A 14,052-nucleotide genomic window follows, 5' to 3' on the forward strand; every position below is an offset into this window, starting at 1 on the left:
GAGGTTGAGCATGCAGGCCGTAGAAGTGAAGAGCTTCCTTGAAGGAAAGCTGCCCGGAACGTTGGTAGAAGTTGAGGGCGAAGGCTGCAATTTCCAGCTGAACGTGATTAGCGATGAACTGGCGGCGTTGAGCCCGGTGAAGCGTCAGCAGCAGATCTATGCCCATTTGAACCCATGGATCACCGATGGCAGCATCCATGCGGTCACTATGAAATTTTTCAGCAGCGCGGCCTGGGCCGAGCGCACCTGAGCCCAAGGGCGTCGAGATTCTTATGGATAAATTGATTATTACCGGTGGCGTTCGTCTTGATGGCGAAATCCGCATTTCCGGGGCAAAGAACTCTGCCCTGCCGATCCTGGCTGCCACCCTGCTGTGTGATGGCCCGGTGACCGTGGCCAACCTGCCGCACCTGCACGACATCACCACGATGATCGAGCTGTTCGGCCGCATGGGCATCGAGCCGGTGATCGACGAGAAACTTAGCGTCGAAATCGACCCGCGCACCATCAAGACCCTGATCGCACCGTACGAACTGGTTAAAACCATGCGTGCATCGATCCTGGTGCTGGGCCCGATGGTTGCCCGTTTCGGTGAAGCCGAAGTCGCACTGCCTGGCGGTTGCGCCATCGGTTCGCGTCCGGTTGACCTGCACATCCGTGGCCTCGAAGCCATGGGCGCGGTCATCGACGTCGAAGGCGGCTACATCAAGGCCAAGGCGCCTGAAGGTGGCCTGCGCGGCGCGCACTTCTTCTTCGACACCGTCAGCGTGACCGGTACCGAAAACATCATGATGGCGGCCGCTCTGGCCAAGGGCCGCAGCGTGTTGCAGAACGCTGCTCGTGAGCCTGAAGTCATCGACCTGGCGAACTTCCTGATCGCCATGGGCGCCAAGATCACTGGCGCCGGCACCGACACCATCACCATTGATGGCGTTGAGCGTCTGCACCCGACCACGTACAAAGTGATGCCTGACCGCATCGAAACCGGCACCTACCTGGTGGCGGCTGCCGTGACCGGCGGTCGTGTGAAGGTCAAGGACACTGATCCGACCATCCTCGAAGCCGTTCTGGAAAAACTCCGCGAGTCGGGTGCCGAAATAACCTGCGGCGAAGACTGGATCGAGCTGAACATGCACGGCAAGCGGCCAAAAGCCGTCAACGTGCGGACCGCTCCATACCCGGCGTTCCCGACCGACATGCAAGCGCAGTTCATCTCCCTCAACGCCATTGCCGAAGGCACGGGCGCTGTGATCGAGACGATCTTCGAAAACCGCTTCATGCACGTTTACGAACTGCACCGCATGGGCGCCAAGATCCAGGTCGAAGGCAACACTGCCATCGTTACCGGCACCGAGACGCTCAAAGGCGCGCCAGTCATGGCCACCGACCTGCGTGCTTCGGCCAGCCTGGTGATCTCGGCGTTGATCGCTGAAGGCGACACCCTGATCGACCGCATCTACCACATCGACCGTGGTTACGAGTGCATCGAAGAGAAACTGCAGATGCTCGGCGCCAAGATCCGTCGCGTTCCGGGCTAGTTGTTGCTGCATGGGCATAAGGACATGCCCGTTGAATTGTTGAAGTCGAGCCGGTTTCCGGCTCGATGTGTGTCCGGCGCCGTTTGCGACCGGGCATGAGTACCTTGATAAGGACTGACGTTTCCCATGTTGACCATCGCACTGTCCAAGGGCCGCATCCTTGACGACACCCTGCCGCTTCTGGCTGAAGCGGGCATCGTGCCGACCGAGAATCCGGACAAGAGCCGCAAGCTGATCATTCCCACGACCCAGCCTGACGTACGTCTGCTGATCGTGCGCGCCACCGACGTTCCGACCTATGTCGAGCATGGTGCCGCGGACCTCGGCGTCGCCGGTAAAGATGTGCTGATGGAATATGGCGGCCAGGGCCTGTACGAGCCTCTGGACCTGCGCATTGCCCTGTGCAAGCTGATGACCGCCGGCCGTGTCGGCGATGTCGAGCCAAAAGGCCGCCTGCGGGTCGCCACCAAGTTCGTCAACGTTGCCAAGCGTTACTACGCCGAGCAGGGTCGTCAGGTCGATATCATCAAGCTGTACGGCTCGATGGAACTGGCGCCGCTGATCGGTCTGGCCGACAAGATCATCGACGTGGTCGACACCGGCAACACCCTGCGCGCCAATGGCCTGGAACCCCAGGATTTCATTGCCGACATCAGCTCCCGGCTGATCGTCAACAAAGCTTCGATGAAAATGCAGCACGCCCGTATCCAGGCGTTGATCGACACCCTGCGCAAGGCAGTGGAGTCTCGACACCGCGGCTGATTCACCTGCGCGACGTTAAGTCGCGCCCGTCTATCCGCCTCATAGCCAGAATCTCAGGTGCCCAAGCGGAAACGACTGCTAAGTTAGGGCACCTGAGTTTTTGCCATTCCTATGAGGCTCTCGCTATGACCGCACCGACTGCAATTCGCCGACTCAACGCTGCTGACCCGGATTTCGCACATCATCTGGATCATCTGCTGAGCTGGGAAAGTGTGTCTGACGACTCGGTCAATCAGCGGGTGCTGGACATCATCAAAGCCGTGCGTGAGCGTGGCGATGCGGCGCTGGTGGAATTCACCCAGAAGTTCGATGGCCTCGAAGTCGCCTCGATGGCCGACCTGATCCTGCCGCGCGAGCGTCTGGAACTGGCCCTGACCCGGATCACCGTGCCGCAACGCGAAGCCCTGGAAAAAGCCGCGGCCCGCGTGCGCAGCTACCACGAAAAGCAGAAACAGGATTCCTGGAGCTACACCGAAGCCGACGGCACGGTGCTGGGCCAGAAGGTCACGCCGCTGGATCGCGCCGGTCTGTATGTGCCGGGCGGCAAAGCGTCGTACCCGTCCTCGGTGCTGATGAACGCGATCCCGGCCAAAGTGGCGGGCGTGACCGAAGTGGTCATGGTGGTGCCGACCCCGCGCGGTGAAATCAACGAGCTGGTGCTGGCCGCGGCCTGCATTGCCGGCGTGGACCGGGTGTTCACCATCGGCGGTGCCCAAGCGGTTGCCGCGCTGGCTTACGGCACTGAAAGCGTGCCGAAGGTCGATAAAGTGGTGGGCCCGGGCAACATCTATGTCGCCACCGCCAAGCGTCATGTGTTTGGTCAGGTCGGTATCGACATGATCGCCGGTCCGTCCGAGATTCTCGTGGTGTGCGACGGCCAGACCGATCCGGACTGGATCGCCATGGACCTGTTCTCCCAGGCCGAGCACGATGAAGACGCCCAGGCGATTCTGGTCAGCCCGGACGCTGAGTTCCTCGACAAAGTCGCCGCGAGCATCGCCAAGCTGCTGCCAACCATGGAGCGCGCCGAGATCATCGAAACCTCGATCAATGGCCGTGGTGCGCTGATCAAGGTCCGCGACATGGAGCAAGCCATCGAAGTGGCCAACCGCATCGCGCCGGAACACCTTGAGTTGTCGGTCGCTGATCCGCAGGCCTGGTTGCCGCAAATCCGTCACGCGGGCGCGATCTTCATGGGCCGTCACACCTCCGAAGCCTTGGGCGACTACTGCGCCGGTCCGAACCACGTGTTGCCGACGTCTGGCACCGCGCGATTCTCCTCGCCGCTGGGTGTGTACGACTTCCAGAAACGCTCGTCGATCATCTTCTGCTCCGAGCAAGGTGCGTCCGAGTTGGGCAAGACCGCTTCCGTATTGGCCCGAGGCGAGTCGCTGACCGCCCATGCCCGCAGCGCCGAATACCGCATCATTGCTGACAAGCAGGGGAACTGAAGATGAGTAAATTCTGGAGCCCCTTCGTCAAGAGCCTGGTGCCTTACGTGCCGGGCGAGCAGCCGAAACTGACGAAACTGGTGAAGCTCAACACCAACGAAAACCCGTACGGCCCATCGCCTAAAGCCTTGGCGGCGATGCAGACCGAACTGAACGACAACCTGCGTTTGTACCCGGACCCGAACAGCGACCTGCTCAAACAGGCTGTTGCCAGGTACTACGGCGTGCAAGGCAACCAGGTGTTCCTCGGCAACGGTTCCGATGAAGTCCTGGCGCATATCTTCCACGGTTTGCTGCAACACGATCAGCCGCTGCTGTTCCCGGACATCAGCTACAGCTTCTATCCGGTTTACTGCGGGTTATATGGCATCAAGTTCGATGCCGTGCCGCTGGACGAGCAGTTCCAGATCAACCCGGCCGACTACGCCAAACCGAACGGCGGGATCATCTTCCCGAATCCGAACGCACCGACCGGTTGCCTGCTGGCGCTGGACGCCGTTGAGCAGATTCTCAAGGCCAGCCCGGATTCAGTGGTCGTGGTGGATGAGGCCTACATCGACTTCGGCGGTGAGACGGCGATCACGTTGGTGGACCGTTATCCAAACCTGCTGGTGACTCAGACTCTGTCCAAATCCCGTTCACTGGCCGGTCTGCGGGTTGGCCTGGCAGTGGGGCATCCGGACTTGATCGAGGCGCTGGAGCGGATCAAGAACAGCTTCAACTCTTATCCGCTGGACCGTCTGGCGATTGTCGGGGCTGCGGCGGCGTTCGAGGATCGCGAGTACTTCGACAAGACCTGTCAGCTGGTGATCGAGAGTCGCGACAAGGTAGTCGGGCAACTGCAGGCGAAAGGATTTGAGGTGTTGCCGTCGGCAGCGAACTTCATTTTTGCCCGTCATCCCCAGCACGATGCGGCAGGGCTGGCGGCGAAGTTGCGTGAGCAAGGCGTGATCGTTCGGCACTTCAAGCAGGAACGGATTGCCCAGTTCCTGCGGATCTCCATCGGCACACCTGAGCAGAATCAGGCGCTGATCGACGGCCTCGGCGACCTCTAAACCACCACTAACCCTGTGGGAGCGAGCCTGCTCGCGATGGGGTCATGACATTCAGTATCAATGTTGAATGTTAGACCGCTATCGCGAGCAGGCTCACTCCTACAAGGGATTTGGGGTGTCTATTTACTCTTCTTCTTTCTCTTTGACCGGTGCCGGTGGCGGGCGCAGGCCGATCTCGGCCGTGAGCTTGAGCTCCTTGCCATTGCGCATCACCTGAACCGTGACCTTGTCCGTCGGCTTGATCCGCGCGACCTGGTTCATCGAGCGGCGACCATCGCCGGCCGGTTCGCCGTCAATGCTGAGGATCACATCGCCCAATTGCAGGCCGGCCTTCTGCGCCGGACCGTCTCGGAAAATCCCCGCGACCACAATCCCCGGACGTCCCGACAGACCGAACGACTCCGCCAGTTCCTGGCTCAACGGCTGCACTTCAATGCCCAGCCAGCCGCGAATCACCTGGCCGTGTTCGATGATCGACTTCATCACTTCCATCGCCAGCTTGACCGGAATCGCAAAACCGATACCTTGCGAGCCGCCGGACTTGGAGAAAATCGCGGTGTTGATGCCGGTCAGGTTGCCATTGGCGTCCACCAGCGCACCGCCGGAGTTGCCGGGGTTGATGGCGGCGTCGGTCTGGATGAAATCTTCGTAGTTGTTCAGGCCCAGCTGATTGCGCCCGGTGGCGCTGATGATGCCCATGGTCACGGTCTGGCCGACACCGAAGGGGTTGCCGATGGCCAGCGCCACGTCGCCGATGCGGATGTTGTCGGAACGGCCGATGGTGATGGCCGGCAGGGTTTTCAGGTCGATCTTCAATACTGCGAGGTCGGTTTCCGGGTCGCTGCCGATCACGCGGGCCAGGGTCTCACGGCCATCCTTGAGCGCCACGACAATCTGGTCGGCACCGGTGGTCACGTGGTTGTTGGTCAGGATGTAACCTTCCGGGCTCATGATCACGCCGGAACCCAGGCTCGATTCCATGCGCTTCTGCTTGGGCGAATTGTCACCGAAGAAACGCCGGAACTGCGGGTCTTCGAACAGCGGATGATTCGGTTTGTTGATGACCTTGGTGGTGTACAGGTTGACCACCGCAGGTGCGGCAATGACCACGGCGTCGGCATAGGACACCGGGCCCTGTTGCACGCTGGTGGTTTGCGGTGCTTGCTGCAAGTTCACATCGAGGCTCGGAAGCCCGACCCACTGCGGGTAACGCTGAATTATCAAAAGAGCGATAAGCACGCCGGCCAACAGCGGCCAGCCGGAAAAACGCAGCGCCTTGAGCATTAAGCACTTCCTGAAAGGTTGCAGGCGGTATGAGACCGCCCATAATGTCGCGCATTATACGAGGCCACGCGCGCCTCTGAACGGGATATTTAGGAGTCTTTTATGGCCGTCGCCCTGAGCACCCTGGTCGAAGAAGCCGACCGTTACCTCTCCAGTGCCAAAATTGCCGATTATTGCCCCAACGGCTTGCAGGTCGAGGGCCGGCCGCAAGTGATGCGCATCGTCAGTGGCGTCACTGCGAGCCAGGCACTGCTGGACGCTGCGGTCGAAGCCGAGGCCGATCTGGTGCTGGTGCATCACGGTTATTTCTGGAAAGGCGAGAACCCGTGCATCACCGGCATGAAGCAGCGTCGATTGAAGACCTTGCTCAAACACGATATCAGCCTGCTGTCTTATCACTTGCCACTGGACCTGCACCCGGACGTCGGCAACAACGTGCAACTGGCACGTCAGCTCGACATCACCGTCGAAGGTCCGCTGGATCCGGACAATTCTAAAGTTGTCGGCCTGGTCGGTTCGTTGAGCGAACCGATGACGCCGCGTGATTTCGCCCGTCGCGTCCAGGAAGTCATGGGTCGCGAGCCGCTGCTGGTCGAAGGCAGCGAGATGATTCGCCGGGTCGGTTGGTGCACGGGCGGCGGTCAGGGCTACATCGATCAGGCGGTGTTGGCCGGTGTCGACCTGTACCTCAGCGGTGAAGCCTCCGAGCAAACCTTCCACAGCGCTCGGGAAAACGACATCAGCTTCATCGCTGCCGGTCATCATGCCACTGAGCGTTATGGTGTTCAGGCACTGGGTGATTATCTGGCGCGCCGGTTTGCCCTCGAACATATCTTCATTGATTGCCCCAATCCTATTTGAGGGGATGTGCAAATTCTGTGAATGGCATGGGTCTCTGGCGCCCAAACGAGGGGGTATATTCATATACCCTTTCGATCTAGTTGGCGTCCTGATTAGAAGAGGTCGCTGTGCTAGGATTCCTCGCTCGAACACGGCCCGCTGGCCGTCCATAAGATCGTTTTCGTGAGTAGCCATGGTCGACAAACTGACGCATCTGAAACAGCTGGAGGCCGAAAGCATCCACATCATCCGCGAGGTCGCCGCCGAGTTCGATAACCCGGTGATGCTGTACTCCGTCGGTAAAGATTCCGCCGTGATGCTGCACCTTGCGCGCAAGGCATTCTTCCCGGGCAAGCTGCCGTTCCCGGTGATGCACGTCGACACCCGGTGGAAGTTCAAGGAAATGTACGCGTTCCGCGACCGCATGGTTGAAGAACTCGGCCTTGACCTGCTGGTGCACGTGAACCCCGATGGCGTCGCACAGGGCATCAACCCGCTGACCCACGGCAGTGCCAAGCACACCGACATCATGAAAACCGAAGGCCTCAAGCAGGCCCTCGACAAGTACGGATTCGATGCCGCTTTCGGTGGTGCCCGTCGCGACGAAGAGAAATCCCGCGCCAAAGAACGCGTGTATTCCTTCCGCGACACCAAGCACCGCTGGGACCCGAAAAACCAGCGCCCAGAGCTGTGGAACGTCTACAACGGCAACGTCAACAAGGGCGAATCCATTCGTGTGTTCCCTTTGTCGAACTGGACCGAACTGGACATCTGGCAGTACATCTACCTCGAAGGCATCCCGATCGTGCCGTTGTATTTCGCCGCCGAGCGCGACGTCATCGAGATGAATGGCACCTGGATCATGATCGACGACGAACGCCTGCTCAATCACCTGAGCGATGAAGACAAGGCGCGCATCGTCAAGAAGAAGGTCCGTTTCCGTACGCTCGGCGACTACCCGCTGACCGGTGCGGTCGAGTCCGAGGCTGTCACGCTGACCGACATCATTCAGGAAATGCTCCTGACGCGAACTTCCGAACGCCAGGGCCGGGTCATCGACCACGATGGCGCAGGCTCGATGGAAGAAAAGAAACGTCAGGGTTATTTCTAAGGGGTTGTCATGTCGCACGTATCTGATTTGATCAGCGAGGACATCCTCGCCTACCTGGGCCAGCACGAACGCAAGGAAATGCTGCGCTTTCTGACCTGTGGCAACGTCGATGACGGCAAGAGCACCCTGATCGGGCGCCTGCTGCACGACTCCAAGATGATCTACGAAGATCACCTGGAAGCCATTACCCGCGACTCGAAAAAAGTCGGCACCACTGGCGATGACATCGACCTGGCGTTGCTGGTCGACGGCCTGCAGGCCGAGCGTGAGCAGGGCATCACCATCGATGTCGCTTACCGCTATTTCTCCACCGCCAAGCGCAAATTCATCATCGCCGACACCCCCGGCCATGAGCAGTACACCCGCAACATGGCCACCGGTGCATCCACCTGTGACCTGGCGATCATCCTGGTCGACGCCCGTTACGGCGTGCAGACCCAGACCCGTCGCCACAGCTTCATTGCCTCGTTGCTGGGCATCAAACACATCGTTGTTGCCATCAACAAGATGGACCTCAATGGCTTCGACGAAAACGTATTCGAGTCGATCAAGGCCGATTACCTGAAGTTCGCCGAAGGCATCGCCTTCAAGCCAACCACCATGGCCTTCGTGCCGATGTCGGCGCTCAAGGGCGACAACGTGGTGAACAAGTCCGAGCGCTCGCCGTGGTACACCGGCCAGTCGTTGATGGAAATTCTGGAAACCGTCGAAATCGCCAGCGACCGCAACTACACCGACCTGCGTTTCCCGGTGCAGTACGTCAACCGTCCGAACCTGAACTTCCGTGGTTTCGCCGGCACCCTGGCCAGCGGCGTCGTGCACAAGGGCGACGAAGTCGTTGTGCTGCCGTCGGGCAAGAGCAGCCGCGTGAAATCCATCGTCACCTTCGAAGGTGAGCTGGAGCATGCCGGTCCAGGCCAGGCCGTGACGCTGACCATGGAAGACGAAATCGACATCTCCCGCGGCGACTTGCTGGTGCACGCCGACAACCTGCCGCAAGTGACTGACGCTTTCGACGCCATGCTGGTGTGGATGGCCGAAGAGCCGATGCTGCCGGGCAAGAAATACGACATCAAGCGCGCGACCTCGTACGTGCCGGGGTCGATCACCAGCATCGTCAACCGCGTTGACGTGAACACCCTGGAAGAAGGTCCGGCCAGCGCCTTGCAACTGAACGAGATCGGTCGGGTCAAGATCAGCCTCGACGCCGCCATCGCGCTGGACGGTTACGCGAGCAACCGCACCACCGGTTCGTTCATCGTCATTGATCGTTTGACCAATGGCACCGTCGCCGCCGGCATGATCATCGCTCAGCCAGTGGCGCATGGCAGCAGCACGCACCACGGCAAGCTCGCTCACGTCGCCACCGAAGAACGCGCCCAGCGCTTCGGCCAGCAACCGGCCACCGTGCTGTTCAGCGGCCTGTCGGGCGCTGGCAAAAGCACCCTGGCCTACGCGGTTGAACGCAAGCTGTTCGACATGGGCCGTGCGGTGTTTGTGCTCGATGGCCAGAACCTGCGCCATGACCTGAACAAAGGTCTGCCACAGGATCGCGCCGGGCGTACCGAGAACTGGCGTCGTGCGGCACACGTTGCGCGTCAGTTCAACGAAGCCGGTTTGCTGACCCTCGCAGCGTTTGTTGCACCGAGTGCTGAAGGTCGTGAGCAGGCTCGGGAACTGATCGGCAAAGAGCGTTTGCTGACCGTTTACGTGCAGGCCTCGCCGGCTGTTTGCGCCGAACGTGACCCGCAAGGCCTGTACGCGGCGGCCGGGGATAACATCCCGGGCGATTCCTTCCCGTTCGATGTGCCGCTGGATGCCGACCTTGTGGTCGATACCCAGTCGCTGTCGCTGGAAGAAAGCGTCAAGCAAGTGCTGGATCTGTTGCGGAGCCGCGGCGCGATCTAAGCGCTAGCCGGTCATAAAAAACCCGCCGATGAGTGATCATCGGCGGGTTTTTTTGTGTCGGGGAGGGCGCCTTCGCGAGCAAGCCCGCTCCCACATTCAATCTCTGGCGTTCGCGAAACCTGTGTTCACCGAAGATCTAATGTGGGAGCGGGCTTGCTCGCGAATAGGTCAGTACAGACGCCTCAAGACTTGGCTGGATACTCCCGATGCATCTGCCCCAGCAACGCATCCTTATCCAGCCACAGCTGATTGATCCAGCCCTGAAACTGCAATCGATACTCCCCATCCTGGTCGTAGTTCTTGCCGATAAACTGCGGCGGAATCTGCAGCTCCTGGAAATGCACGACAACGTCCTTCACATTCCCGCAGAGCAAATCCCAATACCCCGGGCGCCCGCCCGGATAGTGAATCGTCACGTTGACGATGGACTCCAGTTGTTCACCCATCGCATCCAGCACAAACGCAATGCCGCCGGCCTTGGGTTTGAGCAAATACTTGAACGGTGATTTCTGCTGGGCATGTTTGCCCTCGGTGAAGCGCGTGCCCTCGACGAAGTTGAAAATCCCCACCGGGCTGTTGCGAAATTTCGCGCAGGTTTTGCGGGTGGTTTCCAGGTCTTTGCCTTTCTTCTCCGGGTGCTTTTCCAGGTACGCCTTGGAATAGCGCTTCATGAACGGAAAGCCCAGCGTCCACCACGCCAGACCAATCACCGGCACCCAGATCAGCTCTTGCTTGAGGAAGAACTTCAGCGGCTGGATGCGCCGATTGAGCACGTATTGCAGGACCATGATGTCGACCCAGCTCTGGTGGTTGCTGGTGATCAGGTACGAGTGCTGATAGTCCAGGCCTTCCAGGCCGCTGAGGTGCCAGCGGGTGCGGCAGACCAGGTTCATCCAGGCTTTGTTGTTGCTGATCCACGCTTCATGGGTGTGGCTCATCAGCCAGCGGGTGAAACGCTGGGTGAGGGCGAACGGCAGGACCTTGAAAATCGCCACGCAGAACAGAAACGAGCACAGCAAAATGGTATTGAGGGCCAACAACAATGAGGCAATCACGCCGCGCACGGCGGCAGGCAAGAAATCCAGCATTTAAACATCCATAGGTCGGTTGGCAGCCTGGATCGCGGTCAACGCGATGGTGTAGACGATGTCATCGACTTGCGCGCCGCGCGGCAGGTCGTTCACCGGTTTGCGCAGGCCTTGCAGCATTGGCCCGAGACTCACGCAGTCGGCGCTGCGCTGCACGGCTTTGTGGGTGGTGTTGCCGGTGTTCAGGTCGGGGAACACGAACACCGTGGCGCGACCGGCGACCTGACTGTTCGGCGCCAATTGCTTGGCCACGGTTTCGTTGGCAGCGGCGTCGTATTGCAGCGGGCCGTCGATCAGCAGCGAGTTTTGCTGTTCGTGGGCGAGCAACGTCGCCTCACGGACCTTCTCGACTTCTTCGCCACTGGCGGACTCACCGCTGGAATAGCTGATCATCGCCACCCGCGGGGTGATGCCGAACGCGGCTGCCGAGTCGGCGCTTTGCAGGGCGATCTCGGCCAGTTCGCTGGCGCTCGGGTGCGGGTTCATCACGCAGTCGCCGTAGACCAGCACTTCTTCCGGGAACAGCATGAAGAACACTGAGGACACCAGCGTGCAGCCCGGCGCGGTTTTAATCAGCTGCAGGGCAGGGCGGATGGTATTGGCGGTGGAGTGAATGACCCCGGACACGAGGCCGTCGACTTCATCCAGCGCCAGCATCATGGTGCCGATCACCACGGTGTCTTCCAGTTGTTGTTCGGCCATCGGCGCGTTAAGGCTTTTGCTTTTGCGCAGGGCAACCATCGGCTCGACATAACGTTCGCGGATCAGGTCCGGGTCGAGAATTTCCAGCCCCGGTGGCAGCTCGATGCCTTGTGCGCGAGCCACCGCTTCGACGTCTGCCGGTTTCGCCAACAGCACGCAACGGGCAATGCCTCGGGCCTGACAGATCGCCGCCGCTTGTACGGTCAGCGGTTCGCTGCCTTCTGGCAACACGATGCGTTTGTTCGCCGCCTGGGCACGCTGGATCAATTGATAGCGGAACACGGCGGGCGACAGGCGCATCTCACGCGGGGTGCCGCAGCGCTGGTGCAGCCAGTTGGCATCGAGGTGACTGGCGACGAAGTCGGTGATGATCTCCGCACGCTCGCGGTCGTCGATCGGGATTTCCTTGTTCAAACCGTTCAACTGGTTCGCGGTGTCGTAGGAACCGGTGCTCACTGACAACACCGGCAAACCCGCCTGCAAGGCACCACGGCACAGGTCCATGATGCGCGGGTCGGGCAGGGTGTCGCTGGTCAGCAACAGGCCGGCCAGCGGCACGCCGTTCATGGCCGCGAGGCTGACGGCGAGAATGATGTCGTCGCGATCACCGGGCGTCACCACCAGCACACCGGGCTTGAGCAGCTCCACGGTGTTGCGCATGGTGCGGGCGCAGATGATGATTTTGGTCATGCGCCGGGTTTCGTAATCGCCGGCATTGAGGATTTGTGCGCCCATCAGGTCGGCGACGTCGCGGGTGCGCGGCGCATTCAATTCCGGCTGGAACGGGATGCAGCCCAGCAAGCGGAAATCGCCGCTGCGCAGCAACGGCGAGTGTTCCTTCAAGCGCGTGGCGAAGACGTCCATGCTTTCGTCGGTCTTGACCTTGTTGAGGATCACACCGAGGACTTTCGGGTCTTTCGGCCCGCCGAACAATTGTGCCTGCAATTCCACACGGCCGGAGAGTTCGGTCAGGGCTTCGCTTTCTGGTGCGGAGACCAGAATCACGTCGGCATCCAGGCTCTTGGCCAAATGCAGATTGACCCGCGCGGCGTAACTGGCGCTGCGGGTCGGGACCATGCCTTCGACGACCAGGACGTCCTTGCCGACGGCGGCTTGCTGATACAGGGTGATGATTTCTTCGAGCAACTCATCCAGTTGGCCGTCGCCGAGCATGCGCTCGACGTGCGCCAGGCCTAGCGGCTGCGGCGGCCGCAAACCGTGGGTGCGCGCCACCAGTTCGGTGGAGCGTTCCGGGCCGGTGTCACCCGGATGGGGCTGGGCAATCGGTTTGAAAAAACCGACTTTGAGGCCGGCGCGCTCAAGCGTGCGCACCAGCCCGAGGCTGATGGAGGTCAGACCCACACCAAAATCGGTGGGTGCGATAAAAAAAGTTTGCATGCGAATTCTCTAAGGGAGCATGGCAAAGGCGATCGTTTATACCTGACGATCTACCGAAATTCAGTCGCCAAGGTTATCGCTAACCGGGGCTTGTGCGCACCAACCGCAGTCAAAGGGCTGGCCTATTTTTTCAATACGTTGCGCGGGGTCCAGGACCCAGGCACGCGATTGCCACGGTGGCTGGTGGCGCAGGTGCTGGGTGTGGCCGCAGGAAAGCTCGGCCACCCAATGCCCGTCCTCATCCTGATGGAAGCCGGTGACCGTTGCGCCCGGCGTCGCCAACCTTCCGTCCGGGTTGTGTTCGCTTTCGGGCGATGGCTTCGCTAAACTTGGACTTTCTTCATTCTTATGCAAAAGGTCTCGCCCCATGCTGATCGCCGCCAATAAGGCTGTCTCCATCGACTATACCCTGACCAACGACGCTGGTGAGGTCATCGACAGCTCCGCCGGTGGCGCGCCGCTGGTCTACCTGCAAGGCGCAGGTAACATCATCCCGGGCCTGGAAAAGGCTCTGGAAGGCAAAGCTGTCGGCGACGAGCTGACCGTAGCCGTTGAACCTGAAGATGCCTACGGCGAGTACGCTGCCGAACTGGTCAGCACCCTGAGCCGCAGCATGTTCGAAGGCGTCGACGAACTGGAAGTGGGCATGCAGTTCCACGCTTCCGCTCCGGACGGCCAGATGCAGATCGTCACCATTCGCGATCTGGACGGCGACGATGTCACCGTCGACGGCAACCACCCGTTGGCCGGTCAGCGCCTGAATTTCCAGGTCAAGATCATCGACATCCGTGACGCCAGCCAGGAAGAAATCGCTCATGGTCACGTCCATGGCGAAGGTGGCCATCATCACTGATTTTCTGCGCTAAGCTTTCGAGTACTGGAGAGGCGCCCGAGGGCGCCTTTTTAGTCGGCGGC

Annotated in this window: 13 protein-coding genes; 9 read left to right on the top strand and 4 right to left on the bottom strand. The window is 60.4% G+C overall.

What is annotated here, in order from left to right; genetic code table 11:
• Positions 1-10 precede the first annotated feature (10 nt).
• The 5 genes from BK660_RS23580 (at position 11) to hisC (ending at position 4,806) form a co-directional block, all read left to right on the top strand.
• Positions 11-250, top strand: a complete 240-nt coding sequence (locus BK660_RS23580) for a BolA family protein (RefSeq protein WP_007912386.1) — start codon at positions 11-13, stop codon at positions 248-250.
• A gap of 22 nt (positions 251-272) precedes the next feature.
• Positions 273-1,538, top strand: a complete 1,266-nt coding sequence (gene murA, locus BK660_RS23585; RefSeq protein WP_027924542.1) for a UDP-N-acetylglucosamine 1-carboxyvinyltransferase — start codon at positions 273-275, stop codon at positions 1,536-1,538.
• 126 nt (positions 1,539-1,664) lie between these two features.
• A complete protein-coding gene (gene hisG / locus BK660_RS23590; protein WP_007942738.1) occupies positions 1,665-2,300 on the top strand; it encodes an ATP phosphoribosyltransferase in 636 nt (211 codons plus the stop codon).
• A 125-nt stretch (positions 2,301-2,425) separates the two neighbouring features.
• Entirely contained in the window at positions 2,426-3,751 is a 1,326-nt protein-coding gene (hisD, locus tag BK660_RS23595) for a histidinol dehydrogenase (RefSeq protein WP_123435321.1), read from the top strand.
• Between the two features lie 2 nt (positions 3,752-3,753).
• The gene (gene hisC, locus BK660_RS23600) at positions 3,754-4,806 is read left to right on the top strand and encodes a histidinol-phosphate transaminase (protein ID WP_123435322.1); all 1,053 of its coding nucleotides are present in this window, start codon (positions 3,754-3,756) and stop codon (positions 4,804-4,806) included.
• Between the two features lie 123 nt (positions 4,807-4,929).
• Here hisC and algW read toward each other — a convergent pair whose 3' ends face one another.
• The gene (gene algW / locus BK660_RS23610; protein ID WP_027924545.1) at positions 4,930-6,090 is read right to left on the bottom strand and encodes a Do family serine endopeptidase AlgW; all 1,161 of its coding nucleotides are present in this window, start codon (positions 6,088-6,090) and stop codon (positions 4,930-4,932) included.
• 102 nt (positions 6,091-6,192) lie between these two features.
• Here algW and BK660_RS23615 point away from each other — a divergent pair, with 102 nt between their 5' ends.
• The 3 genes from BK660_RS23615 (at position 6,193) to cysN (ending at position 9,949) form a co-directional block, all read left to right on the top strand.
• The gene (locus tag BK660_RS23615) at positions 6,193-6,951 is read left to right on the top strand and encodes a Nif3-like dinuclear metal center hexameric protein (RefSeq protein ID WP_123435323.1); all 759 of its coding nucleotides are present in this window, start codon (positions 6,193-6,195) and stop codon (positions 6,949-6,951) included.
• A 172-nt stretch (positions 6,952-7,123) separates the two neighbouring features.
• Entirely contained in the window at positions 7,124-8,041 is a 918-nt protein-coding gene (gene cysD / locus BK660_RS23620) for a sulfate adenylyltransferase subunit CysD (RefSeq protein WP_027924547.1), read from the top strand.
• 9 nt (positions 8,042-8,050) lie between these two features.
• Entirely contained in the window at positions 8,051-9,949 is a 1,899-nt protein-coding gene (cysN, locus tag BK660_RS23625) for a sulfate adenylyltransferase subunit CysN (RefSeq protein WP_123435324.1), read from the top strand.
• A gap of 182 nt (positions 9,950-10,131) precedes the next feature.
• On the opposite strand, the gene BK660_RS23630 is transcribed toward cysN, so the two are convergent.
• Genes BK660_RS23630 through BK660_RS23640 form a run of 3 tightly spaced genes read right to left on the bottom strand, consistent with a single transcriptional unit; the run spans position 10,132 to position 13,536 of the window.
• Positions 10,132-11,037 carry an acyltransferase gene (locus BK660_RS23630; RefSeq protein ID WP_123435325.1) on the bottom strand — a complete coding sequence of 302 codons (906 nt, stop codon included), beginning with the start codon at positions 11,035-11,037 and terminating at the stop codon, positions 10,132-10,134.
• Positions 11,038-13,137 carry a phosphate acetyltransferase gene (gene pta / locus BK660_RS23635; protein WP_123435326.1) on the bottom strand — a complete coding sequence of 700 codons (2,100 nt, stop codon included), beginning with the start codon at positions 13,135-13,137 and terminating at the stop codon, positions 11,038-11,040.
• Between the two features lie 60 nt (positions 13,138-13,197).
• Complete coding sequence (locus BK660_RS23640) at positions 13,198-13,536, bottom strand: DUF3565 domain-containing protein (RefSeq protein ID WP_123435382.1); 339 nt, start codon at positions 13,534-13,536, stop codon at positions 13,198-13,200.
• On the opposite strand from BK660_RS23640, the gene BK660_RS23645 reads away from it, so the two are divergent.
• Entirely contained in the window at positions 13,505-13,990 is a 486-nt protein-coding gene (locus BK660_RS23645) for an FKBP-type peptidyl-prolyl cis-trans isomerase (protein ID WP_007901600.1), read from the top strand. The two genes, BK660_RS23640 and BK660_RS23645, sit on opposite strands and share 32 nt — an antisense overlap.
• The last annotated feature ends 62 nt before the right edge of the window (positions 13,991-14,052 follow it).

The sequence above is a fragment of the Pseudomonas brassicacearum genome (assembly GCF_003732265.1).
Classification (GTDB): domain Bacteria; phylum Pseudomonadota; class Gammaproteobacteria; order Pseudomonadales; family Pseudomonadaceae; genus Aquipseudomonas; species Aquipseudomonas brassicacearum_D.